The sequence below is a fragment of the Dactylosporangium sp. CS-033363 genome (assembly GCF_050942475.1).
Lineage (GTDB): Bacteria > Actinomycetota > Actinomycetes > Mycobacteriales > Micromonosporaceae > Dactylosporangium.
In genome coordinates, this window is the sequence record NZ_CP192032.1 from 439,298 (window position 1) to 462,447 (window position 23,150).

The following is a 23,150-nucleotide window of genomic DNA, read 5'->3' on the forward strand; positions in this document are numbered from 1 at the left end:
GGTTGGCCCGGCAGACGAACAGCATCAGGGCCGACTCCAGCGGGGGTGTGTGGTGAACACGCGGATCTTTCTCTCGGCACCCGACGTTTCCGGCGTCGAGGAGCGCTATCTGGTCAACGCGCTGAGGTCCGGCTGGGTCGCGCCCGTCGGGCCGGATCTCGACGCTTTCGAGGCGGAGGTCGCCCGGCGGTGCGGCACGGCGCACGCGGTCGGGGTTTCCTCCGGTACCGCCGCGCTGCATCTGTCCCTGCTCGCCATCGGCGTCGGCCCGGGCGACGCGGTGATCGTGCCGACGCTGACGTTCGCGGCCACGGCCAACGCGGTGGTGTACACCGGCGCCGAGCCGATCTTCGTGGACAGCCTCCCGGGCGACGGCAACCTCGACCCCGACCTGACCGCGGCGACCGTCGCCGAGCTGCGGCGGGAGGGCCGGATCGTCAGCGCCGTCGTGCCGGTCGACCTGTTCGGCGCGGTCGCGGAGTACGCCTCGCTGACCGACCTCGGCGTGCCCGTCCTCGAGGACGCGGCCGAGGCACTCGGGTCGAGCCGGGACGGGCGGCCCGCGGGCTCCTTCGGCCGGGCGGCGGCGCTGTCGTTCAACGGCAACAAGATCCTCACCACGTCCGGCGGCGGCATGATCGTCACCGACGACGCCGACCTCGCGGCCCGCTGCCGGCACCTGGCCACCCAGGCCCGCGAGCCGGTGGCGCACTACGAGCACCGCGACATCGGCTACAACTACCGGCTGAGCAACCTGCTCGCCGCGCTCGGGCGGGGACAGCTGACCCGGCTCGACGAGATGATCGGGCGGCGGCGGCAGCTGCGGGAGCGGTACCTCAAGCTGTTCGCCGCCACCGACGGCACCCGCCTGCTGGGCGAGGGCGACCAGAACGCCAACTGCTGGCTCACCACGCTGATCGTCGAGCCCGAGCGGGCCGGGTGGGCCGCCGCCGACCTCGCCGCGTGGCTGGCCGCGCGGGACATCGAGACCCGGCCGGTGTGGAAGCCGATGCACGCCCAGCCGGTGTTCCGGGGCCACCGCGCCGCCGTCACCGGCGTGGCCGACCGGCTCTTCGCCACCGGCCTGAACCTGCCCAGCGGCTCCGCGCTGCGCGAGGACGAGCAGCGCCGGGTCTTCGACGCGATCGGCGACTTCCTGGACGCGCGATGAGGCGCCCGCTCGACCTGCTGGCCGCCGCGGCCGCCACGGTCGTGCTGGCCCCGGTCATCGCGGCCACCGCCGTCTTCGTCCGGGTCGCGCTCGGCGGTCCGGTGCTGTTCCGCCAGGAGCGGGCCGGGCGCCACGGCGAGCCGTTCACGCTGGTCAAGTTCCGCTCGATGCGCGAGGGCGCGGGCAGCGACGCCGAGCGGCTCACCCCGGCCGGCCGGTTCCTGCGCGCCTCCAGCCTCGACGAGCTCCCGGCGCTGTGGAACGTGCTGCGCGGCGACATGAGCCTCATCGGGCCGCGGCCGCTGCCACTGTCCTATCTGGACCGCTACACCGAGGAGCAGCGGCGCCGCCACGACGTGCGCCCCGGCATCACCGGCCTGGCCCAGGTGCGCGGGCGCAACGCGCTGAGCTGGGAGCAGAAGTTCGCGTACGACCTGCAGTACGTGCGCGACCAGTCACTCGGGCTGGACCTGCGCATCCTCGCCGAGACGGTGCGCACGGTGCTGCGCCGCGACGGCATCTCCGCCGACGGGGCGGCGACCGCCCATGAGTTCCAAGGGGCACAGCCATGAAGAACGGCCTGGTCATCGTGGGCTGCGGTGGACACGGCCGGGAGCTGCTCATGGTCGCGCGGGCGGCCGGGCTGCCGGTCCGCGGCTTCGTGGACGACGGCCCCAGCCAGCGCAACCTCGACCGGGTCGCCGCGCTCGGGGTGCCGTTCCTGGGCCCGACCTCGTGCCTGTCCGACGAGCGGCCCTCGATCGGCTACGTCATCGGCATCGGCGACCCCCGCATCCGCGCCCGCATCGACGACGACCTGCGCCTGCACGGCCTGGCCGCGGCGACCATGGTGCACCCGGCCGCCACCATCGGCCCGGACGCGGAGCTCGGCGAGGGGTTCGTGGCGTTCCCCGGCGCCCGGGTCACCACCAACGTGACCATCGGCCGGCACGTGCACCTCAACCAGAACGCCACCGTCGGGCACGACACCGTGCTGTGCGACTTCGTGCAGGTCAACCCGCTCGCCGCGATCTCCGGCGACTGCCACGTCGGCTCCGGGGTGCTGATCGGCACGAACGCCTGCGTCCTGCAGGGCCTGCGGATCGGCAACGACGCCACGGTCGGCGCGGCCGCCTGCGTGACCCGGGACGTGGCGGCCAAGACGACCGTGAAGGGGGTACCCGCCAAATGAAGGTGGCCCTGGTGCTCAAGACCGACGAGGGCGGGCGCTGGACCCTGCCGCACGTCGACGAGCTGCGCGAGCGCGGCCACGAGGTGGTCGCCGTGCTGCCCCCGGGCAGCCAGGGCCGGCTGCGCAAGGCGCTGCACGACCGGGGCGTCGACGTGGTCCAGTCCGCGTTCGACTTCCGCTTCCGGCCCGCGCCCGCGACCCTGACCGGCCTGCTCGGGCTGCGCCGCCAGCTGCGCGGGATCGCGCCGGACGTGCTGCACTACCACCTGTACGCCTCCGCGCTGGCCTGCCGGCTGGCCGCGCTCGGCCTGCCCGTGGCCAAGGTGCACATGGTGCCCGGGCCGCTGTTCCTGGAGTCGCCGCTGATCCGCTCGGTGGAGCGGTTCCTGTGCCGCCTCGACGACGTGGTCATCGGCGGCAGCGAGCACATCGCCCGGCTGTACCGCGAGATCGGCCTGCCGCCCGAGCGCACCCCGGCCATCCCGTACGGCGTCGACACCGACGAGTTCACCCCGCCCTCGCCCGCCTACCGGGCCGCCTCGCGCGAGGCCCTCTGCGCCGGCGACGACACCTTCGTGGTGGGCATGGTCGCCTACGTCTACGCGCCCAAGCGCCTGATCCGCCCCGGCCGCGGCGTCAAGGGCCACGACGTGCTGCTGACCGCGTGGAAGGAGTTCGTGCGGGATCGCCCCGACGCGCGGCTGGTCCTGCTCGGCGGGGGCTTCGACGCGGCCGGTGCGGCGCACAAGCGCGAGCTGCTCGAACGCTTCGACGTCGCGGGCGACCCGAGCATCGAGTGGTCCGAGAGCGCCCTGGACGTGCGCGACTGCTACGCCGCGGCCGACCTGAGCGTGAGCCCGTCGCTGTCGGAGAACCACGGCGCCGCCGTCGAGGCCGCGGCCATGGCGGTGCCGAGCATCGTCTCCGACGCCGGCGCCCTGCCCGAGGTCGTCGACCCGGCGTCGGGCTGGGTGGTGCCCCGCGACGATCCGCAGGCGCTGCTGGGGGCGCTGCGGGAGGCGTACGCCGACTTCCGGGCCGGCACCCTGGCCCGCCGCGGCGAGCTGGCCCGGGAGCGGGCCGAGCGGCTCTTCGCCCAGCGCCCGGCCGCCCGCGCGGTCGCGGACGTCCTGGAAACCGCCGCCCGATGACCGCCACCCGGCACCGCACCGCGCCCGTGCGGCGCCCGTCGTTCACGGGCAACGTCGCCTGGAGCGTGATCGGCAACGGCGGCTACGCGCTGTGCCAGTGGCTGGTCCTGGTCGTCATCGCGCGGCTGGGCAGCCCGGCCATGGTCGGCGACTACGCGCTCGGCCTGGCCGTCGGCGCCCCGGTGGTGCTGCTGGCCAACCTCTCGCTGCGCACGGTCCTCGTCACCGACCCCAACGGCGCCCACCCGTTCCGGCGCTACCTGCTGCTCCGGCTCGCCGGCATGGGGCTGGCGATGGGCGTCATCGCGCTCGTCGTGCTGATCTTCCACCTTCCCGCCGCGGTGGTACTGCTCGTGGGCGCGGCCAAGGCCTTCGACGGCATCGGCGACATCTATCAGGGACTCCTCCAGCGCCACCACGACCAGCGCAGCATCGCGGCCGCCCAGCTCGTCAACGGCGGCCTCACCACGACCCTGGTCGCGTCGCTGCTCTTCGGCACCAGCAGCGTCGCCTGGGCCGCGGCCGGCTCGGCCGGCGCCTCCCTGCTGACCTGGATCATGTGCTGCGTGCCGCTGGCCGGCCGGTTCCACAACCGCCCCGACCCGCGCGCCAAGCAGCACACCCACCGGGCCGCCGGCGGCGTCGCCGAGCTGCTGTGGACCGCGCTGCCGCTGGGCCTGGCCTCCGGGGTGTCCTCGCTGACCGTGAACGTCCCCCGCTACGCGCTGGAGCACCACCTGGGCGCGACCGCGCTCGGCGTGTTCGCCGCGGCCGGCTATCTCGTGCTCACCGGCAACGTGTTCTTCTCCGCGATCGCCCAGACCCTGCTCCCGCGCCTCACCGAGCTGCGGGTCAACGGCACCCCGGCGGGCTTCCGCAGCCTCCTGCACCAGGCGCTGTTCGGCGTGGCGGTGGCGGGCGGGCTGGGCGTGTGGGGCGCCGCGCTGTTCGGATCCGGTTTCCTGCGGCGGTTGTACGGCGAGCAGTACGCAGATCAGGGCGGGGTGCTCACGGTGCTGACGCTGGCCACGGTGGTCGGCGGGGCCTGTTTCGTGCTCGACGCCGGGCTCTCCGCCGCCCGCCGCTTCACCGGCCAGCTCGCCGTGAACGCGGCCGTGCTCGTGGCCGCCGCCCTCGCCGCGCTGCTGCTGGTGCCCCGCTACGGGGTGCTCGGGGCGGCCTGGGCCACCGCGGCCGCCGCCGTCGTGCACTGCGCGCTGAAGTGGGAGGTGCTCCGGCGTGCCCTTTGACCTCGCGACCCAGCCCTGGTGGTCGGCCGGCCTCGCCGCGCTGGCCGTGCCCGCGCTGCTGATCGCGGGGGGACGGCGGGACATGCTGGCCTACCTCGCCGCGTACTTCCTGCTGTTCGGCTTCGGCCCGGTGGCCAGCTACCTGCTCGGCGGCAGCATCTACTTCGGCACCAACACGCTGCTCATCGGCCGGGCCGCGGTCGGGCTGCTGCTCGCCTTCGCCGGGGTCGCCACGGTGGGGCTGCTGCTGCGCCAGCGCCGCGACATCGCCGACCCGATCCAGAAGCTCGAGGCCGGCCGCCGGATGCCGCTGGTACCGGCCGTGCTCGTCCTGCTGACGCTGTACGGGCTGGCCGTGCTGGCCTGGGGCGGCCCCGCGTTCCTGGCCGGGACCAAGCTCGACCGGATCGCCGTGGCCGGCCCGTTCCACTACGACTACCTGCTGCTGCAGATGTGCGCGAGCGCGCTGTACTTCATCGCCCAGGAGTCCTCGACCGGGCGCTTCGCCTACCGCGTCAACCTCGGCGTGTACATCGCCTACTGCCTGGCCACCGGCGAGCGCGACTTCGTCTTCGTGCTCTTCGCCCTGGTCCTGCACCGCGAGCTGGTGCGCACCGAGCGGCGGATCCCGCGCTCGGTGCTGTGGGGCGCGGCGCTGCTGCTCGGCGCGACCGGCCTGTTCGCGCTGCGCGGCAACGCCACGCCCGGCGACTCGGACGCGACCGCCATCCTCAACCAGGGCTCGGTGCTGTTCGTGGACACCTGGGTGATGGGGCACGTGCCGTCGACCGAGCCGTACCAGCACGGCCTGAGCTACCTGCACGCGCTGCTCAACTTGGTGCCGGGGCAGTCGCAGGTGCCGCTCGCGCAGTGGCTCGTGGACCGGTACGCGCCCGGCAGCTCGTCCGGCTACGGCTTCTCGCTGACCGGCGAGGCGTACCTGAACTTCGGGCTCGTCGGCATCCCGGTGCTCTTCGCGCTGCTGACCGCCGTGCACCGCTGGCTGGTCAACCGGATCGACCGGGCGCCCGTGTACGCGTACGCCAGCATCCTGTTCACGGTCGCGTGGATGTACGGCTTCCGCGGCGAGAGCCAGTCGCTGCTCAAGACCTGCGTGTACGGCGCGCTGTTCTTCGGCGTCATCCGCATGGTCTCGGCCCGCGGCACCTCCGCCTCTGCGGACGACCAGGAGGAGGCCCTCGAATGCGCCTCGTCGTGAGCACCGAGCAGCGCTACCTGCGCACCCCGGACGGCCGCGTCTGGTCCACCAGCGGCGCTTCGAACGACTTCTGGCAGCGGTACCGCGCGGTCTTCGACGAGGTCCGCGTGGTGGCCCGGTGCGAGGACGTCGCCGGCCACCCGGTCGACGCGTGCCGGGTCGACGGTGACGGGGTGGGGGTCCATCCGCTCCCGCACTACGTCGGGCCCGTCCGCTATCTGCTGCAGTGGCGGCGCCTGCGTCGAGCGTTGAAGTCGGCCGTCGAGCCCGGCGACGCCGTGCTGCTGCGGGTGCCCTCGGCGATCGGCACGTTGCTGCGCAAGCGGATCCGCCAGCCGTTCGGGCTCGAGGTGGTCGGCGACCCGTACGACGCGTTCGCGCCCGGGGCCAGCCGCCACCCGCTGCGGCCGCTGCTGCGCTGGTGGTTCACCCGGCAGTTGCGCTCCCAGGGCCGGGACGCCTCCGCGGTCTCCTACGTCACCGAGAAGGCGCTGCAGGAGCGGTACCCGGCCGCGCCCGGTGCGGTGACCGCCGCCTATTCGAGCATCCAGCTGGAGGCCGGCGCGTTCGCCGAGCGGCCGCGCAAGGACACCGGCTCGCCCCGGGTGCTGCTGCGGCTGGTGAGCGTCGGGTCGCTGGAACAGCCGTACAAGGGGATCGACGTGCTCATCGAGGCGCTGCCCCGGCTGGCCGCCGCCGGCATCGAGGCGAGCCTGGTGCACGTCGGCGACGGGCGGTGCCGGCCCGACCTGGAGCGGCTGGTCCGCGAGCGGCGGCTCGGCGGCCGGGTCTCCTTCGCCGGGGCCGTCCCGCCCGGCGCGCCCGTGCGGCTCTTCCTCGACGACGCCGACCTGTTCGTGCTCCCCTCGCGCACCGAGGGCCTGCCCCGGGCCCTGATCGAGGCGATGGCCCGCGGCCTGCCCGCGGTGGCCAGCCGGGTCGGCGGCGTGCCCGAGCTGCTCGGCCCGGCCCGGCAGGTGCCGCCCGGCGACCCGGCGGCGCTGGCCCGCGCGATCACCGCGCTCGCGGCCGACCCCGCCGCGATGGCCGCCGCGTCGGCGCTGAACCTGGCCCGGGCGCGCACGTACTCCGCCGAGACCCTCGCCCGCCGCCGCGCGGACTTCTACCGCGCACTGCGGGTCCTCACCGCCCCCGATCGAGTCGAGGAGGTGGTCGGTAATGCCGATTGAACAGGTCAAACACGTGTTGCGGACCCGGCGCCGGCGGCTGGTGGCCGCGGCCCTGGTCCTGGTGGTCGTGCTTGCTGGGTTCGGGCTGCGGCTGGCGGTGGTCGGCGCGGACGCGGCCGGGCACCTGCAGCGGGCCGCAGCCCTGGTCGGAGACCTGGAGCGGCAGCTCCGCAGCGGCGACCTCGCGGCGGCCCGCTCGACTGCGGCCGACCTGCGCGAACAGACGGGCCAGGCGCGCGACGACGCGCACGGCCCGAGCTGGTGGCTGGGCAGCCGGCTGCCGGTGGCCGGCAACGACCTGAGCGCGGTCCGGGCGGTCGCCGATGCCGTCGACGCGCTTGCCGTCCAGGTCGTCCCGCCGCTGCTGGACGCGGCCCAGGGCATGACCGGCGCGATGACCAGCGATGGCGACCTCCAGACGGTGGCCGCCGCCGCTCCGCGGATCGCCGCCGGCGCGACCGTGGCCAAGGCGGCCCAGCGCCGCCTGGCCGGGCTGGACCGCGACGGGCTCGACGGGCGGGTCGAGGCCGCCCTCAAGCAGGTCGACGCGGGCCTCGACCGGGTGGTGCCGATGCTGGACCCGGCGGCCCAGGCGGCCAAGCTGCTGCCGGCGTTCCTCGGCGCCGACGGCCCGCGCACCTACCTCGTGCTGTTCCAGAACCTGGCCGAGGCCCGCGCCACCGGCGGGATGCCCGGCGCGTTCGCCGTCGTGCAGACCGACCACGGCAAGGTCAGCCTGCTCGAGCAGGGCACCGCGGCCAAGACGCTGCGCGACTTCGACGCCCCGGTGCTGCCGCTGGACGAGGACCAGGAGGACCTGTTCACCAACCGGCTCGGCACGTACCCGGCCGACGTGAACCTGACCCCGGACTTCCCGACCGCGGCCGCGCTGATCCGGGAGATGTACCGGCAGCGCTCGGGCCGGGCGGTCGACGGGGTGCTGGCCACGGACCCGGTCGCCCTGGCCTACGTGCTCGGCGCGACCGGCCCGGTGGGCCTGCCCGACGGGAGCCGGCTGACCGGCGCGACGGCGGTGCGGCAACTGCTGTCCGAGGTGTACCTCAAGATCGCCGAAGAGCCCGCGCAGGACGCCTACTTCGCCGGGGCGGCCAAGGCGGTGCTGGACAAGCTGATGGGCGGCGTGCCGGTCAGCAAGAACCTGGTGCAGGCGCTGTCCCGGGCCACGGCCGAGCGGCGGCTGCTGGCTTGGAGCGCGCACCCGGACGAGCAGGCCGAGATCGCGCGGACGCCGTTCGCGGGCACGCTGCCGGAGGACGACGGCGACAAGCCGACCGTGGGCGTGTTCCTCAACGACGGCACGGGCGCCAAGCTCGGCTACTACCTGACCCGCGAGGTCGCCCTGGAGACCGGCCGCTGCCTGGAGGACGGCTCCCGGCCGCTGCGCCTGACCGTCACGCTCGGCTCCAACGCGCCGAAGTCGGGCCTGCCGCGCAGCGTGACCGGCCTGGCCCTGGCCGGGGAGGGCGTGCTGCGCACCAACGTGCTCGTCTACGCCCCGGCCGGCGGCTCGCCCATCGCGGCGAAGCAGGACGGCGCCGAGATCGACTTCGGCTCCGGTTACGAGAAGGGCCGCGAGGTCGCCGTCGTTCCCGTGGATCTGGCCCCTGGGGCCAAAAGCACGGTCGTGGTGGACCTCGTGACGGGTCCGCTGGCGACCAAGGGAGCCGTGGAACCGCGGCTCATCACTACCCCCGGGATCACGCCGTGGACGACTCGGTTGCAACCTGGCCGGAGTTGCGAGAAATAGTCCGGTTCACCCCTATTGCGGGTTTACGGTGGTTCCGGGGAGAGGAAAGGGAGAGCAATGCGAGCCCGAACAAGAACGTCGCTGTCAACACTGGCCGGTATCGCCGGTGCCGTCGTCGCGGCGGCCGTGCTCGGCGCGCCGACCAGTGCCCAGGCCGCCCCGGAGGCGGCCTATCCGGCGCCCGCGCCACAGATCCGGGTGAGCGCCGCGTCCATCCAGGCCGGTGATGCGGTACGCCTGCAGGGGCGCAGCTTCATGGCCGGCGAACCGATCAGCATCGCGGTGCGCTACCGCCACGGCGACACGTGGGGTGTGCACATCAACGGCGACCGCCGCGCCGACGACGAGGGCAGCTTCTCGGCCCGCGTCCGGCTCGACGCCTCCGGCAAGGCCGTCATCAGGGTGATCGGCAAGCAGTCGCACAAGACCCTGACGGTCAGCGTCCGCGTCAAGGACGGCCACATGCAGTACTGGGACGACCGTCGCGGTGGCTGGGGCGGCTGGCCCGACGACATCTTCGACGGCACCCCGCTGGGCTCCAGCCCGGTGCGCGGCCACTGGGACGGCCACGATCGGCCGGTCGGCTTCTACGGGCCGTTCCGCGCCGGCTGGTCACCGTTCCGGCTCCAGGCGAACGAGACCACCACGGTCGCCACGCCGGAACACAAGACGTACGGCGCCGACCTGATCCCGGGCATCCTCGGCATCACCGCGCTCGTGGGCAGCGGCTGGATCTCGTTCCGCCGCCGCAAGGTCAGCTAGCTTCAGGATCCCTTCCGGCCCGTCGGGTGTGCCTGCCCGGCGGGCCGAGTTGTTCCCGGATAGGATGATCATGGGCAAAGTCGTCATCATCGGGCAGGGGTACGTCGGCCTGCCGCTGGCCATCCGCGCGGTCGAGGCGGGCGACGACGTCGTCGGGCTCGACGTGGACACGGACCGCATCAAATCTCTCGGCGCCGGGCTCTCGTTCGTCGAGGACGTCACCGACGAGCGCCTCGCGCGGGCCCTGGAGACCGGGCGGTACCGCCCGACCGACGACTACAAGGACGCGGCCGGCTTCGACACCTGCGCGATCACGGTGCCCACCCCGCTCACCGACGGGATCCCCGACATCAGCCACATCGAGCAGGCCGCCCTGCAGATCGCGCCGCACCTGCGCCCCGGCTGCACGGTGATCCTGGAGTCGACCACCTATCCCGGGACCACCGAGCAGGTCCTGCGCCCGCTGCTCGAGCACGCCAGCGGCCTGCGCACCCCCGACGACTTCCACCTCGGCTACAGCCCCGAGCGGATCGACCCCGGCAACCGGACGTACAGCCTCGAGAACACCCCGAAGCTGGTCTCCGGCATCGACGAGCGCTCGCTCGCCGCCACCATGGCGTTCTACCAGCGGTTCGTCAATCGTCTGGTACCGGTCTCCGCCCCGCGCACCGCCGAGCTCACCAAGCTGTTCGAGAACACGTTCCGGCACATCAACATCGCGCTGGTCAACGAGCTCGCGATCGTGGCCAACCAGCTCGGCGTGGACGTGCGCGAGGCGATCGGGGCGGCCGCGACCAAGCCGTTCGGGTTCATGGCCTTCGACCCCGGCCCGGGTGTCGGCGGGCACTGCCTGCCGATCGACCCGTCCTACCTGTCGTGGCAGGTCAAGCGCGAGGTCGGGCAGCGCTTCCGGTTCATCGAACTGGCCAACGACGTGAACGAGGGCATGCCCCGCTACGTCGTGCAGCGGCTCACCGCCGGGCTGAACACCCGCTTCAAGCCGGTCAACGGCAGCCGCATCCTGCTGCTCGGCCTGGCGTACAAGAGCAACGTGGGCGACCTGCGCGAGTCCCCGGCCCGGGCCGTCGCCGAGCTGCTGGTCGACCTCGGTGCCGACGTGCGCGCGGTCGAACCGCACGCGCTGCCCCGCGACGTGGGCAACCTGGGCGGGGTGACGCTGGTCGATCTGACCGCGGTCGAGGTGATGACCGCCGACGCGGTGGTGCTGCTCACCGACCACGACGACTTCGACTACGCGCTCGTGCAGGAGCACGCGCAGTACATCTTCGACACCCGCAACCGCTGCGAGGGGCGTGTCGTCGAGCGCCTGTGAGCATTCCCAGGCGAGTTCGGTAGCCTCTCGCGGTGCCGACTCGCCTCTTGCTGATTCGCGCCGGCGTGGTCTTCGGCACCGCGGCCGTCGTGCTGGTCGAGCTGCTGTCGGCGGTCCATCTCCTGCATCGCGCCGCGATCTGGGTCGTGTGGATCGCCGCGATCGCGCTCACGGCGTACTTCGGCCGCGGCTTCTTCGCCGGTATCGTCGCGAAACTGCGGACCTTCTGGGGCGAGGCGGAGCGGCTGGAGCGGCTCATCGCCGTGGTGCTCGCCGGGATGTTCCTGGCCGACCTGGTCATCGCGCTCATGGCACCGCCGAACAACTTCGACTCGCAGACCTACCACCTGCCCAAGGTCGAGCACTGGGTGGCGCAGGGCGGCGTCGGGTTCTACCCCACCGTCATCGACCGGCAGCTGGCCATGGCGCCCGGCGCGGAGTACATCCTCCTGCACCTGCGCCTGCTGACCGGCGGCGATTCGCTCTACAACCTCGTCCAGCTCGCGGCCGGGGCGTTCGGCGCCCTCATCGCCTCGCGGATCGCGGGCCAGCTGGGCGGATCCCGGCGCGCGCAGCTCATCGCGGCGCTGCTCTTCGGCACCACGCCGATCGTCGCGCTGGAGGCGACGAGCACCCAGACCGACCTCGTCGTGGCCCTGTGGGTCGGCGCGGTGGCGACCCTGGTGCTCGACGAGCGCGACCGGCGCACGACCTGGCCGGCGATCGCCCAGCTCGGCGCGGCCGCCGGCCTGGTCCTGCTGACCAAGGCGACCGGCCTGCTGGCCGCCGGTCCGCTGCTGGTCTGGTGGTTCGTGCTGCAGCTGCGCCGGCGCGAGTGGCTGCGCGCGGTGGCGGGCACCGGGATCGTGGTCGCGGCGATGGCGCTCATCGCCGGGCCGTACCTGTGGCGGGTCGAGACCACGTACAGCAACCCGCTCGGCCCCGACCATCTGCGCGACTCCATCTCGATGCAGCGGCACGACCCCGCCTCGGTGCTCATCAACGCGCTGCGCATCGGCGAGACGGCGCTGCAGACCCCGGCCGGCTCGATCGCCGCGCCGCCGATCCGCGCCCTGGCCCACGCGATCGGGGTCGACCCCGACGGGCGGGACATCACGTACTGGGGCGCCACCTACCCGTACACCTCCTGGCCCCCGGACGAGGACCGCGTCTCCTTCCCGATCCAGGGCGCCCTGATCCTGATCGGCGCGCTGCTGCTGGCCTGGCGCCGCTCCCCGGCCCGGACCTACGCCGCGCTGTTCTGGCTCGCCGTCCTCGCCTACGTCGTGATGGTGAAGTGGCAGCCGTGGGGCAACCGCCTCATCGTGTTCCTGGTCCTGCTGGGCACGCCGCTGGCCGCGCTCTGGATCGAGCCGCTGCTCGTGTACCGCCGCCGCTCCGTCGTCTGGGCCACGTCCGCGGTGCTCGCGCTGGGCGCCGTGGCGGGAGCCGCGGCGGTCGCCGTCGGGTGGCCGCGCCGGCTCGTCGGGTCGGGCTCGGTGTTCACCACCTCGACGATGGACGAGCGGTTCATCCGCCGCCCCGAGTGGCAGGCCGACTACCGGGCGGCGGCCGATGCGATCGAGGCGTCCGGCGCCGGGCGGGTCGGACTGGTGCAGGGGTACAACGACTGGGAGTACCCCTGGTGGATCCTGCTCAAGGGGCACGACCTGGTGTCGCTGCAGTCGCTGCAGCCCGACTATCCGGCGCCCCCGGTCGAGTCCGTGGACGCCGTGGTGTGCGTCGATCCGCCGATCGGCTGCTGGTTCTACATCCCGCAGAACTGGCCCCAGCACAAGGAGGGGGCGGTCACCTATGCAATTCGACCCCGTTGATGCAAAGGTTTCGGGTTCCCCGCGCGTGTAGTCGGCGAGGGAGGTGCCCGCGGTGGAAGACGAGTTCTCGGCCTTCGTCGCCGAACGCGCACACGCGCTGCTCAGGACGGCCTACGCCCTGACCGGCGACCGGCACGCGGCCGAGGACCTGGTCCAGTCGGCGCTGGCCAAGGCGTTCGCGCGCTGGCGGCGGATCGAGGAGCCGGAGCCGTACCTGCGGCGGATGATCTACCACGACTTCGTCTCGGCGTGGCGCAGTCCCCGCCGCCGCAACGAGGTCAGCGTGCCCGTCCTCCCCGATCGGGCCGGCGGCCGCCCGGTCGACGCCGACACCGAGCTGCGGCTGCTCCTGCGCGACGCCCTGCGGCAGCTCCCGCCCCGGCAGCGGGCGGTGGTGATCCTGCGGTACTTCGAGGACCTCACCGTCGACGAGACCGCCGAGGTGCTCGCGTGCCGCCCCGGGACCGTGGCCAGCCAGGCCTCGCGCGCCCTGACCAAGCTGCGCCAGCTCGTGCCGCAGCTGGACTGGTCCAACGATCTCGTGGGAGGGCGGCCGTGATGCGCTTCGACCAGGCGATCCGCGACACCGTCGACGACATGGTGGCCGACCTGCGCGCGCTGCCCCCCGGCTTCGCGGACGACGCCATGACCCGCGGCCGCCGCATCCGCCGGACCCGCCGCCTGGCCACCACGGCCGGCGTGGCGGCGGCGTTGGTGGCGGTACTGCTGCCGGCGGTGCTGCTGCGCAGCCCCGACAACCGGCGCGAGATCCCCGCGGTGACGCCTTCGCCGACTTCTTCGCCCTCCGCCGCCGCCCCGACGGACCTGGTGGGCGGCTGGCGCGTGGTCGCGGCGGGCCGGGTGGCCCTGAACAAGGACGGCACGTACGTCCGGCTACCGGCCGCCGCCGCAACGGTCCTGCCCGCCCCGGCCGGGCACCACGCCCTGGTCAACATCGAGCCGAACAGCCCGTGGCAGCTCATGAACACCGAGGGCGGCCGGCCGGTCACCCTGAACACCGTCGGCTTCATCGGCGACTTCCGCTGGTCCCCGACCGGCGACCGCGCGGTCTCGGCGTACCTCTTCAAGGACAGCGGCGACTTCGGCTTCGCGATCGTTGACTCCAGCGGCATGACGACGCGGTTCCAGATCGACCGCAACCGGTACGACTGCAGCCAGTGCTCCTTCTCCTTCACCCGCGACGGCCGCGAGGTCGTGCTGGCCCTGGCCGACCGCTCCCTGGGCGAGGCCGGCGACCTGGTCTCCGCCCTGCAGTTCTTCGACGCCAAGACCGGCGCCCCGACCCGCACGGTGATCGCCAAGGCCTGGACCCCGCTGAGCCCCTTCGCCTTCTCCCCTGACGGCCGCTACCTGATCTCCGAGGCCGACGCCCCGATGGGCAAGACCGTCCGCGTGGACCTGACCACAGGCGCGACCGAGCCCTTCCCGTACCAGGCCGTGTGGGTCACCGACAACGACCTCCTGGCCAACGAGGGCCTGGCCGTCCTGACCCTCCGCAAGGACGGCACCGTCAGCGCCCGCACGACGCTCGAAACCATCCCCGACGCCGGCGTCCCGATCATCTTCGGCCCGGGCGCCTAGGAGAGCGCGGGCTCAGGCTCCGGCGCCGCCTCGGCGGGCTCTTCGCGGTGCAGGAGGGTGCGGGCCTCGCCGGCGGCCAGGAGGAGCCAGATCGCGCCGTTGGTGCCGCCGATGAGCCAGTCCTCGGTGGCGATGGTGGGGACCACGGCCAGGGCGCCGATCACGAACCAGGCGGCCGGCAAGGTCCCGTTCGGGCGGCGGCGGATGGCGTGCCAGAGCAGGAGGGCGAGGCCCAGCAGGAAGGCGAGCGCGCCCAGGACGCCGCCGCGGCGGAAGGCGCCCACGGCCGCGTTGTCGGTGTTGAGCTGGCGGCGGGGGCCGGCGACCGGGTTGCCGTCGTCCAGGCGCTCGACCACGGCGCGGGAGGTGCGGGCGTCGCCGAAGGTCTTCTCGGCCCAGCCGGCGTGCTTCCAGTCGACCCAGACCTGGCGCCAGGTGTCGGTGCGGCCGCTGGTCACGTCGCCCGGGTTGTCGGCGAAGCGGTCCTTGAGGACCCAGCCGGAGCCGCCGCCGAGGGTCATCACGATCGCGATGACGACGAACGGGGTGGCGATCGCGGGCCAGCGGCGGTCGACGTCCTCGTAGCGCTTCCACAGGACCGTGGCGAGGTACACGACGGACGCCGCGGCGAAGAAGACGAAGCCGGTGCGGGACTGGCAGACGGACAGTACGAGAGCGGCCAGGGCAGCCACGCCCAGCCGCTGCCACCACAGCATGGCCCGGTCGAAGCCGATCCGGATGGCGGCCGCGGCCATGAATCCGGCCAGCGAGTTGGGGTGGAAATAGAGGCCCGGGCCGCCCCAGAAGCGGTCGGTCATCACCTTCGCCGAGGCGTTGTCGGGGATGGCGTGGACCGAGTCGAAGAGGCTGCCGGAGCCGACCAGCAGCAGCGCGGCGATGCCGATCAGCAGCGCGGCCGCGATGCCGATCGACAGGTCACCGCCGCGGCGCTTGCGGACCGTGTTCAGGGCGATGATCGCGAGCACGGCGAGGGTGAACACGCCGGCGTACGCGATCCGCTGGCCGGCCACCTTCCAGTGCGCGACGAACAGCGCGCCGAGGACGCCGAAGAGCCAGTAGGCCAGGCCGAGCCAGGCGGCGCCCAGCCGCGGCAGGGAGCGCAGCGAGCGCAGCCACGGCCACGCCCACACCGCGAAGACGACCACCTCGACGGCCAGGACCGCCCAGATGATCCCCGGGCGCTCGGTCGCGGTCCAGGTCAGGATGCCCGCGAGCACGAACAGCCCGCCGAGGACCAGGCCCTGCAGGGTGATCCCCGGCAGGGACACCGCGATTCCCACGACGGCCATGGCGATCAGGCCCGCGGCGAACGCGGCGACCGACTGCCAGATCGATTCCGTCCTGGTGTACTCCACGATCCCCGCGCCGAGCGCGACGATCACGGCGGCCAGGGTGAAGACGCGGTGCCCCTTGAGGGATGTCATCCGGCATTCGTTCTTTCGCGGCGGCGGCTGAGGAAGAAGTCGCGGACCACCCGGCGAGGACCGGCCGGAACCAGCCAGACCTGCAGGAAGGTCACGTAGTCGGTGAAGCTGGGCTTGCCGTGCTTGCGGGCCTCGTGCAGCAGGTCGAAGAAGACCCGAGGGCTGCGGCTCGCGGCCGCCATCGAGCCCACGACGCTCATGGCCAGCGCCGCGTACGCCCGGGGGGTCACCCGGGGGCGGGTCTGGCGCAGCCACTCCAGCGACTGCTTCCACGGCGCGTCGAAGCTGATCCGGGGGCGGTTCTCGTCGGCGTACCAGATGACGAGCGGCTCCTCGGCGTAGATCAGGTCGACGCCGTCCTCCTGCAGGCTGCGCAGGGTCCAGTCCAGCTCCTGCAGCCGGCGCAGCCCGTCGGCGAACGGCACCTTCTTCAGCAGTGCCGTCGGGGCCATGATCGTCGAGGTCTGGATGAAGCCGTCGCCGTGGAACAGGCCGTGGCGCACCGCGAGGTATTCGCTGATCGGCTCGCCCTCGGCCGGGATCCGGCGGGGCATGATCAGCTCGGCCCGCGGGGTGCGCATGTAGAGCCGGCTGCCCACGATCGGCAGCGCCACGCCCGAGGAGCCGGCCCGCTCCAGCTGGGTGGCGAGCTTCTCCGGCAGCCACTCGTCGTCGTCGTCGAGGAAGGCCACCCACTCGGCGTGGGCGTTGTCCACGCCGCGGTTGCGGGCGTTCGGGGCGCCCCCGGACTCGGGCAGTTCGACCGGGCGGACCCGCTCGTCGCCGATCGCCTCGAGCGCCGCCACGGTCGCCGGGTCCGGGCCGTCGATCACGACGACGACCTCGATGTCCGTCAGGGTCTGGGCCAGCGCACTGCGGACGGCCCTGACTACCAGCTCGGGCCGGTTTCGCGTGGGAATAACGACGCTGACCTGCGGTTTTTGCACGATGACCAATCCGTCTCGGTTGCGGTGCTGCGCCACCACACTGAGTCCTATGGGTTCGCTGGCGTAGCGTACACGACCTGCACTTTCGTCGGATATTTCGCTTCCAGCGCCCGGACGGCCGCGATGTTGGTCGGCGCGGCCGGGTCGCCGAAGGCCACCGGGAGCGGCTGACCAGGCTTGACGTTCGGCCGATAGGGGCGCTCTCCATCGACAACGAGCAGGCTCGCCTCGGGGTCGTGCACGAAGAAGCGCACCGGCACCGGGCTCTCCCGCACGAGGCGGTCCAGGTCGTCCATGGTGCTCGCCTTCCCGGCCGAGCCGGGGTAGAGCAGGCCGGACCAGGCGGGGAAGTGGCGGTACTGGTGCTGCAGGGCGGCCGCCCCGAGCGTGCCCGACCAGTTCCGCCACGGGCTGCCCATCAGGTCGACGTTCACCGCGCCGCCCCCGTCGGGGAACATCTTGGCCATGAGCAGGGCGTCGCGGGCCGCCTCGGGGGAGCCGCGGTCCTTGCCGAGGGCGAGCTTCACGCCGGGCGCGACGGGCGTGGTGTGCCACTCGCCGCCCGCGATCGCCAGCGCGGCGACCACCGGCAGGGCCACCGCCACCCGCAGCGCGACCGAGAGGCCGGGCAGGAACCGCACCAGGCCGCCGAGCGCGCACAGGCACACCACGATCAGCAGGTGCATCAGCTTGTCGAAGTAGTACACGGGGCGGCCGATGGTGGCGATCTGGTACAGGCCGAGCCCACCGGTCAGCGCGAACGCGACGGCGACGGCGAACAGCGCGGCCCGGTGGCTCGGCGCGCGCAGGCCGCGGCGCACCAGCACCGCGAGCACCGCCAGCCCCACGAGCAACAGGGTGGCCGGGCGGTCGACCACTCTGGCCGTACCGTTGAGCAGCAGTTGCGTGCCGCTGGAGGCGGTCATCGCGGTCAGCGGGCCGATCGCGGTGATCAGCGCGACCAGCGCCGCGGCCAGCCAGCCCCACCAGAACCGCCACAGCCGCGCCCGCCGGATCCACCACAGCGCGGCCAGCCCGCCGAACGGCAGGAACAGCGGGTAACTGAACGAGATGCCGACCAGCAGCAGAGCCACGGTTACGGTCTGTTCACCGAGACTCGTGAGGGGCCGGACGATGATCGCGGTGAGCACCGCCGCGCAGGCGAGGCCGGCCAGCTCGTTCGGGTAGCCGCGGGAGAGCACCGTGACCGGGTCGCCGAGCACCAGCCAGGCGGCCGCGAGCAGCAGCACGGGCAGCAGCTTGGCGTTCGAGGCGCCCGGGCCGGCCAGCCGCCGCACGGCCCACAGCACGGCCAGCGCCAGCAGCAGGAACGTGCCCACGAGCAGCCAGACCATGACGTCGGCGCTCGCCCCGGCGGAGGTGCGCCCGGTGGTCGAGGCGATGAATTTGTACAGCACGGCGTACGCGAAATGCAGCCCCTGCGGATAGTTCGCGATGCCGGTGAACTCGTCGTCCGGCACGAACGGGCGCAACGCCTCGGGGCGCATGAACAGGTAGCCGCCGGTGCGCCCGATGACGTCGTAGATCAGGTAGTGCCGGGCGATGTCCTCGCCGGCGAGCGGCAGGCCCAGGCGGCCGCCGAGGTCGCGGGCGGCGTACGGGATGAGCGTGACCACCGCGACGGCGCCGATGGCGAGCGCGAGCAGGCCGTCCAGCCGGGCCCGCCCTGGGCGCTCCAGCCGGCCCGTGCACGCCGCGATGAGCACCAGGGCGCTCAGCGCCACCCCGGCGACCAGCGTCGGGTGCAGATGGCCGGGCCAGAGGGTGACGCCGAGCCCGAACACGCAGGCGGCCCCGAACAGCTGGGCGCAGGCGAGCACGAACCGGTCGATCAGGCCCCTGGCGCCGCGCTGGACCGCCATCGTGCCGGCCAGGACCAGCAGCGGCAGGAGCGCGTCCAGGCGCAGGGGATGGGTGATGAGCGGCACGGCCCAGGCGAGGACCAGCCCGAGTGCGAGGGTTGTCAGGCGGGGTCGTGCCGTCACGACATGCACTCTCCGTAATCGGCCTACATCGTTCGCTGGGAGGTGACGATATCGCGTCGCCCCTGTACCTTCGGGCTGGGCGTCATCGCAGTGACAGAAGGTGATGGACGGGCGGGAGTGGGGGCCTTGGCACAGGGCAAGACCCGGCAGACGAATCAGCAGACGCTTCAGGCGACGAAGAAAAAGAAGAAACGCGGCCGGCGGGATCCGGCCTGGGCGCGGGCCCTGGTGGCGGTCGGCGCGCTGATGATGATCGTGGCGGGCGGCGTCTTCGTCGTGAAGGACGCGGTGTTCGGCTTCGCCACCCGCAGCGTGCACAAGGAGGACCTCCTCCCGCAGGAGAACGAGGGCCGGCACGCGTCGATCAGCGGGGCGAAGAACATCCTGCTCATCGGCATCGACCCGCGGCCGAACCAGAACCCGAACGACGCCATCCGGTCGGACTCGATCCTGATCCTGCACATCCCGGCGTCGCACGACATGGCCTTCCTGATCTCGATCCCCCGCGACACGTGGGTGTCGATCCCGAAGTACGACAACGGCACGAAGGTCTACCGGGGCGGCAAGGACAAGATCAACGGTGCGTTCGCCGAGGGCGGCTACGGGCTGACCGGCAAGGACCAGCGCAAGCACGGCACCACGCTGCTGGCCGGGACGATCAAGCAGAACTGGGGCATCACGTTCGACGCGGCGGCGATCGTCGACTTCGTCGGCTTCCAGGAGGTCGTGAAGGTCCTCGGCGGCGTCGACATGTACGTGGACCAGAAGACGACCTCGGTGCACATCGGCCACGACGCGCAGGGCAACACCAAGACCCCGTTCGAGCAGCGCGACGCGCCGGGCGGCGGCACCCAGCTCATCCCGATCAAGGGCGTGACGCCGGTCGTCTACGAGGTCGGGTACCAGCACCTCGACGCCTGGCAGGCGCTCGACTTCGTGCGCCAGCGCGAGACGCTGCCCAACAGCGACTACGACCGCCAGCGGCACCAGCAGCAGTTCATCAAGGCGCTGCTGAAGAAGATCGCGAGTAAGGAAGTCCTCGGCAGCCCCTCGACGCTCAACAAGGTCATCGAGGTGGTCGGCCGGGCCATGACGATCGACACCGGGCCGTTCGGGCTGGACGACTGGATCTTCGCGATGCGCGGGATCGACGGCGACCGGCTGCTGACGCTCAAGACCAACAACGGCGGGTTCCACCAGTCGGCCGAGAACCCCGGGGCCGAGGCGCTGGACGAGACCACGCTGGAGCTCATGGCCGCGGTGCGCAGCCGGACGGTGCCGGAGTTCGTACAGGCCCACCAGGGGATCGTCGGATCCTCCTGAGCGCGTTACAGCGGGCGCCCGTCGACTTCCCCCCGACGGACGCCCGCTCCATCCCCCACGCTCGGTGTTCGGGCTACTCGGCCACCGCGCTGAGCTCGGTGCGGAGGGTGCGCAGGGCGGCGGCCAGCAGCCGGGACACGTGCATCTGGGAGATGCCGAGCTCGGATGCGATCTGCGACTGGGTCAGGTTGCCGTGGAAACGCATCGCGATGATCTTCTGCTCCCGCTCCGGCAGCTTGGCCAGCAGCGGCCGCAGCGACTCGCGGTTCTCCACGTTCTGCATGTCCGGGTCCTCGGAGCCGAGCAGGTCGCCCAGCCCGGCCGCGCCCGCGTCGCCACCCTCGCCCGCGGGGGCGTCGAGGGAGAGCGCACGGTACGCCTGCCCGCAGTCCAGGCCCTCGATGACCTCTTCCTCGCTGACCCCGAGCCGGTTGGCCAGGTCGGCGACGGTGGGGGAGCGGCCCAGGTCCTGGGCCAGGTCGCCGGAGACCTTGGAGATCTCCAGGCGCAGCTCCTGCAGCCGGCGGGGGACGCGCACGTCCCAGCCCTTGTCGCGGAAGTGCCGCTTGAGCTCGCCGACGATCATCGGGATGGCGTAGCTGGTGAACGCCGCGCCGCGGGACGGGTCGTAGCCGTCGACGGACTTGATCAGCCCGAGGTTGGCGACCTGCACGAGGTCGTCGAACTGCTCGCCGCGGTTGCGGAAGCGGCGGGCGAGGTACTCGGCCAGCGGGATGTACAGCTCGATCAGGCGGGAGCGGACGCGGTCGCGGTCGGCGCCCGCCGGCAGGTCGGCCATCAGGGACAGCAGCGCGCGGGCCTGGGCGTCGGTGGCCCGGGTGCTGGTGCTCTCGCTGGTGCTCTGGGTGTTCGGGGCGGCCTCGGCGAGGGCGCGGTCGATGGCACGGTCGACGGAGATGGTGGTCATGGGTTTGTGGCCCTTCTGGTGCTTGACCGGGTGCTGTGTGGTCGGCCGCCTTGTGCGCAGACTTCTGCTGCGCCCGGGAAGGTAAGAAAGGCATGCGCCGCCACGCCGGTCGGGAATCGCTACTCGGCACCCGTTTCTTGAGCGCCGGTGCAAGACCTGCGTTGCTCGCCGGAGTTACGCCGCCGCTGCTGGACGGCACTCCTTGGCCGAACTGTCCGTTCGGCGGAGGCGAGCTGAGCCGACTGTACTAGATCTTCGCGCTATTGGCGAGAGTCCGGCGTTGAAGTCGGTCGCTATATCACTGACTGTTCAGTAGAGCAATACGCTGAGTATCCACAAGGTTCGGGTGTGCATTTCAGTTTGGTCGTCGATCGGGTCCGCATGGCGATACCGGGGCTGCGTTTTTGCAGCGCGCAAGCTACCGTCTCCACCGTGGCGTAGGCCTGTTTCAACATTGATCCGTGAGGTGCGGATCGGGGCGACGTCGCTAAGGAGTTACACGTGGCATCAGGCACGGTGAAGTGGTTCAACTCGGAGAAGGGCTACGGCTTCATCTCGCAGGACAACGGTGGTCCCGATGTGTTCGCGCACTACTCGGCGATCCAGGCCACCGGCTACCGCGAGCTGACCGAGGGTCAGAAGGTCGAGTTTGAGATCACGCAGGGCCAGAAGGGGCCGCAGGCCGACAACATCCGCGCGGTCTGATCAACACCCCAAGTCGTAGGCCGAGACCCGCTTCACGGCCGAAGGAGTAGCAAGCCCCCGTCCGAGTACTCGGCGGGGGCTTTGCAGTATCTGCAAGTTTCAGGTTTTGCCGGCTTACGCGACGGCCTTGGCCTTCGCTTCGGCCCTGGCAAAGACCTCGGGAGTGCAGGACTCGGCATACGCATGGCGGATCATCCGCAGCGCCCAGTCCATCCGGTTGGTGGCGCACTCGGGGTGGTCCCCGAACTCGAGCGCCACGCGGGCCACGCAGCCCTGCACGCCGATGCGCCGCAGGGTGCCCGTCACTGCCGCGCGCACGTCGGAATCCTCCGGGCGCTGGTGCATCTGCAGCGTGGAGGCGAAGAGCGCTTCGGCGCGGACCGCTTCGAACGTGGACTCCATCACAACCTCCTGCCGAACTTCCCCTGCTGTGGACCAGCCAACTCCTGTTCGGGTGCCGGGTCGGGAACCGTTCGGTTGCGAAATGGTTCTGCCCTGTCGTTTCGCGGAAGGCGACGAGGACAGCTTCCTCTAACTAGAACGCTCGGCGGACAGTCCGAATTCCTCCAGTACGCCCGTGAGCTGCAGCAGCCGGTGCACCGCCGGACTCGTACCGGTGATGCGCAGGCCGCCGCCGACGTCGGTGTTCGCCGCGACGAGCACCTGCAGGCCGGTCGAGTCCATGAAGGTCACGCCGGTCAGATCGAGATCGACCCGGGAGGGCCCATGGCGGTGGATCGCGTCGCGGAGCACGTTGATCAGCTGGGGGGCGCTGGTCATGTCGAGCTCGCCGGAGGCGGTCACCGTCACGGTGCCGTCCGGAGCGGGGGTGGCCTGGGCGGTGAACTGGGTCATAGCAGCTTGGTGACCTTCACGAGCAGGCCGTCGGAGTCCACCGAGACGTCATCGGCGAGGCTGCGCACGACCTTGAGGGAATGCCCGGAGGCGATCAGAGCGTTGAGACTCTCGGCGGCGGTCTCGCCCGGGTGGGTGACTTCAATCACACACTGGAGCTCATCCACCGTCGCGCGGACCTGGAAAGCCACACCGACCCGCACATGAGCGATCACGTTCGCCCACGTTTCGTTGACGATGAGCCCGATGTCTGTTCGGGCCTGTTCAGCCACGCCAAGGCCGCCGAGCGCCCCGTCCAGCACGTGCCGGAGCGTGTTCATGCGATCGACGTCGCGCGGCAGGTCGACGGTGAGGCGAAGGTCCACATCTCAACTGATACCGCAGCGGTTCAACAAGGAAACGTCGGTCCGGTCCCAATTGGATCAAGGTGCGCCGGTCAACTTGCTCAATTGCCTGCTCGGGTGCCTG

The 23,150-nt window shown here is 72.1% G+C and carries 22 protein-coding genes; 15 read left to right on the forward strand and 7 right to left on the reverse strand.

The genetic code is table 11. The features are described 5' to 3' along the window. Positions 1 to 52 precede the first annotated feature (52 nt). The 13 genes from ACQPZ4_RS02080 (at position 53) to ACQPZ4_RS02140 (ending at position 14,473) form a co-directional block, all read left to right on the forward strand. Positions 53 to 1,171, forward strand: coding sequence for an aminotransferase class I/II-fold pyridoxal phosphate-dependent enzyme (locus ACQPZ4_RS02080; RefSeq protein WP_433055252.1), 1,119 nt, complete (start codon positions 53 to 55; stop codon positions 1,169 to 1,171). Beyond that, positions 1,168 to 1,743, forward strand: a complete 576-nt coding sequence (locus tag ACQPZ4_RS02085; RefSeq protein ID WP_433055255.1) for a sugar transferase — start codon at positions 1,168 to 1,170, stop codon at positions 1,741 to 1,743. The genes ACQPZ4_RS02080 and ACQPZ4_RS02085 overlap by 4 nt, the downstream gene beginning before the upstream one ends. Next, a complete protein-coding gene (locus tag ACQPZ4_RS02090; RefSeq protein WP_433055258.1) occupies positions 1,740 to 2,363 on the forward strand; it encodes an acetyltransferase in 624 nt (207 codons plus the stop codon). The genes ACQPZ4_RS02085 and ACQPZ4_RS02090 overlap by 4 nt, the downstream gene beginning before the upstream one ends. Beyond that, positions 2,360 to 3,514, forward strand: coding sequence for a glycosyltransferase (locus ACQPZ4_RS02095; protein WP_433055261.1), 1,155 nt, complete (start codon positions 2,360 to 2,362; stop codon positions 3,512 to 3,514). The genes ACQPZ4_RS02090 and ACQPZ4_RS02095 overlap by 4 nt, the downstream gene beginning before the upstream one ends. Beyond that, positions 3,511 to 4,764, forward strand: a complete 1,254-nt coding sequence (locus tag ACQPZ4_RS02100; RefSeq protein ID WP_433055264.1) for a lipopolysaccharide biosynthesis protein — start codon at positions 3,511 to 3,513, stop codon at positions 4,762 to 4,764. Before ACQPZ4_RS02095 ends, ACQPZ4_RS02100 begins: the two co-directional genes overlap by 4 nt. Next, positions 4,754 to 5,983 carry an O-antigen polysaccharide polymerase Wzy gene (gene wzy / locus ACQPZ4_RS02105; protein ID WP_433055268.1) on the forward strand — a complete coding sequence of 410 codons (1,230 nt, stop codon included), beginning with the start codon at positions 4,754 to 4,756 and terminating at the stop codon, positions 5,981 to 5,983. The genes ACQPZ4_RS02100 and wzy overlap by 11 nt, the downstream gene beginning before the upstream one ends. Next, on the forward strand, positions 5,968 to 7,173 hold the full coding sequence (locus ACQPZ4_RS02110) for a glycosyltransferase (protein ID WP_433055271.1): 1,206 nt from the start codon (positions 5,968 to 5,970) through the stop codon (positions 7,171 to 7,173). The genes wzy and ACQPZ4_RS02110 overlap by 16 nt, the downstream gene beginning before the upstream one ends. Then, complete coding sequence (locus ACQPZ4_RS02115) at positions 7,163 to 8,941, forward strand: DUF4012 domain-containing protein (protein ID WP_433055273.1); 1,779 nt, start codon at positions 7,163 to 7,165, stop codon at positions 8,939 to 8,941. The genes ACQPZ4_RS02110 and ACQPZ4_RS02115 overlap by 11 nt, the downstream gene beginning before the upstream one ends. A gap of 57 nt (positions 8,942 to 8,998) precedes the next feature. After that, positions 8,999 to 9,703: a hypothetical protein gene (locus ACQPZ4_RS02120; RefSeq protein WP_433055275.1), complete on the forward strand. Its 705-nt coding sequence runs from the start codon at positions 8,999 to 9,001 to the stop codon at positions 9,701 to 9,703. Between the two features lie 70 nt (positions 9,704 to 9,773). Continuing rightward, positions 9,774 to 11,036 (forward strand): nucleotide sugar dehydrogenase, encoded by a 1,263-nt coding sequence (locus ACQPZ4_RS02125; protein ID WP_433055277.1) that lies wholly within the window; start codon positions 9,774 to 9,776, stop codon positions 11,034 to 11,036. 32 nt (positions 11,037 to 11,068) lie between these two features. Then, positions 11,069 to 12,871: an ArnT family glycosyltransferase gene (locus ACQPZ4_RS02130; RefSeq protein WP_433055279.1), complete on the forward strand. Its 1,803-nt coding sequence runs from the start codon at positions 11,069 to 11,071 to the stop codon at positions 12,869 to 12,871. Positions 12,872 to 12,923: 52 nt separating this feature from the next. Continuing rightward, complete coding sequence (locus ACQPZ4_RS02135) at positions 12,924 to 13,430, forward strand: SigE family RNA polymerase sigma factor (RefSeq protein WP_433055281.1); 507 nt, start codon at positions 12,924 to 12,926, stop codon at positions 13,428 to 13,430. Beyond that, entirely contained in the window at positions 13,427 to 14,473 is a 1,047-nt protein-coding gene (locus ACQPZ4_RS02140; protein WP_433055283.1) for a hypothetical protein, read from the forward strand. Before ACQPZ4_RS02135 ends, ACQPZ4_RS02140 begins: the two co-directional genes overlap by 4 nt. Here the strand turns inward: ACQPZ4_RS02140 and ACQPZ4_RS02145 are convergent. From ACQPZ4_RS02145 to ACQPZ4_RS02155, 3 genes are read right to left on the reverse strand one after another with little or no spacing between them, the layout of a single operon-like run. After that, on the reverse strand, positions 14,470 to 15,918 hold the full coding sequence (locus tag ACQPZ4_RS02145; protein ID WP_433055285.1) for a hypothetical protein: 1,449 nt from the start codon (positions 15,916 to 15,918) through the stop codon (positions 14,470 to 14,472). The genes ACQPZ4_RS02140 and ACQPZ4_RS02145 overlap by 4 nt on opposite strands. Next, positions 15,915 to 16,865, reverse strand: a complete 951-nt coding sequence (locus ACQPZ4_RS02150; protein WP_433055287.1) for a glycosyltransferase family 2 protein — start codon at positions 16,863 to 16,865, stop codon at positions 15,915 to 15,917. Before ACQPZ4_RS02150 ends, ACQPZ4_RS02145 begins: the two co-directional genes overlap by 4 nt. 47 nt (positions 16,866 to 16,912) lie before the next feature. Beyond that, positions 16,913 to 18,871, reverse strand: a complete 1,959-nt coding sequence (locus tag ACQPZ4_RS02155; RefSeq protein ID WP_433055289.1) for a hypothetical protein — start codon at positions 18,869 to 18,871, stop codon at positions 16,913 to 16,915. 117 nt (positions 18,872 to 18,988) lie between these two features. Here ACQPZ4_RS02155 and ACQPZ4_RS02160 point away from each other — a divergent pair, with 117 nt between their 5' ends. Further along, complete coding sequence (locus tag ACQPZ4_RS02160; protein WP_433055291.1) at positions 18,989 to 20,194, forward strand: LCP family protein; 1,206 nt, start codon at positions 18,989 to 18,991, stop codon at positions 20,192 to 20,194. Between the two features lie 73 nt (positions 20,195 to 20,267). Here the strand turns inward: ACQPZ4_RS02160 and ACQPZ4_RS02165 are convergent, their stop codons facing one another. Next, on the reverse strand, positions 20,268 to 21,122 hold the full coding sequence (locus tag ACQPZ4_RS02165) for a SigB/SigF/SigG family RNA polymerase sigma factor (RefSeq protein WP_433055293.1): 855 nt from the start codon (positions 21,120 to 21,122) through the stop codon (positions 20,268 to 20,270). Positions 21,123 to 21,623: 501 nt separating this feature from the next. Between ACQPZ4_RS02165 and ACQPZ4_RS02170 the strand changes: the two genes are divergently transcribed. After that, entirely contained in the window at positions 21,624 to 21,827 is a 204-nt protein-coding gene (locus ACQPZ4_RS02170) for a cold-shock protein (RefSeq protein WP_190251213.1), read from the forward strand. Between the two features lie 114 nt (positions 21,828 to 21,941). On the opposite strand, the gene ACQPZ4_RS02175 is transcribed toward ACQPZ4_RS02170, so the two are convergent. The 3 genes from ACQPZ4_RS02175 to ACQPZ4_RS02185 all read right to left on the reverse strand — a co-directional run bounded on the left by ACQPZ4_RS02175 (position 21,942) and on the right by ACQPZ4_RS02185 (position 23,047). Then, positions 21,942 to 22,229 (reverse strand): hypothetical protein, encoded by a 288-nt coding sequence (locus ACQPZ4_RS02175; protein WP_433055295.1) that lies wholly within the window; start codon positions 22,227 to 22,229, stop codon positions 21,942 to 21,944. 129 nt (positions 22,230 to 22,358) lie between these two features. Then, entirely contained in the window at positions 22,359 to 22,682 is a 324-nt protein-coding gene (locus ACQPZ4_RS02180) for an STAS domain-containing protein (protein WP_433055297.1), read from the reverse strand. Further along, positions 22,679 to 23,047 carry an ATP-binding protein gene (locus tag ACQPZ4_RS02185; protein WP_433055299.1) on the reverse strand — a complete coding sequence of 123 codons (369 nt, stop codon included), beginning with the start codon at positions 23,045 to 23,047 and terminating at the stop codon, positions 22,679 to 22,681. The genes ACQPZ4_RS02180 and ACQPZ4_RS02185 overlap by 4 nt, the downstream gene beginning before the upstream one ends. Positions 23,048 to 23,150 lie beyond the last annotated feature (103 nt).

Coding starts and splice junctions, on each gene's coding strand:
- ACQPZ4_RS02120 (WP_433055275.1), top strand. CDS start 8,999: ATGCGAGCCCGAACAAGAACGTCGCTGTCAACACTGGCCGGTATCGCC.
- ACQPZ4_RS02165 (WP_433055293.1), bottom strand. CDS start 21,122: ATGACCACCATCTCCGTCGACCGTGCCATCGACCGCGCCCTCGCCGAG.
- ACQPZ4_RS02090 (WP_433055258.1), top strand. CDS start 1,740: ATGAAGAACGGCCTGGTCATCGTGGGCTGCGGTGGACACGGCCGGGAG.
- ACQPZ4_RS02095 (WP_433055261.1), top strand. CDS start 2,360: ATGAAGGTGGCCCTGGTGCTCAAGACCGACGAGGGCGGGCGCTGGACC.
- ACQPZ4_RS02180 (WP_433055297.1), bottom strand. CDS start 22,682: ATGACCCAGTTCACCGCCCAGGCCACCCCCGCTCCGGACGGCACCGTG.
- ACQPZ4_RS02145 (WP_433055285.1), bottom strand. CDS start 15,918: ATGACATCCCTCAAGGGGCACCGCGTCTTCACCCTGGCCGCCGTGATC.
- ACQPZ4_RS02175 (WP_433055295.1), bottom strand. CDS start 22,229: ATGGAGTCCACGTTCGAAGCGGTCCGCGCCGAAGCGCTCTTCGCCTCC.
- ACQPZ4_RS02085 (WP_433055255.1), top strand. CDS start 1,168: ATGAGGCGCCCGCTCGACCTGCTGGCCGCCGCGGCCGCCACGGTCGTG.
- ACQPZ4_RS02125 (WP_433055277.1), top strand. CDS start 9,774: ATGGGCAAAGTCGTCATCATCGGGCAGGGGTACGTCGGCCTGCCGCTG.
- ACQPZ4_RS02110 (WP_433055271.1), top strand. CDS start 5,968: ATGCGCCTCGTCGTGAGCACCGAGCAGCGCTACCTGCGCACCCCGGAC.
- ACQPZ4_RS02100 (WP_433055264.1), top strand. CDS start 3,511: ATGACCGCCACCCGGCACCGCACCGCGCCCGTGCGGCGCCCGTCGTTC.
- ACQPZ4_RS02115 (WP_433055273.1), top strand. CDS start 7,163: ATGCCGATTGAACAGGTCAAACACGTGTTGCGGACCCGGCGCCGGCGG.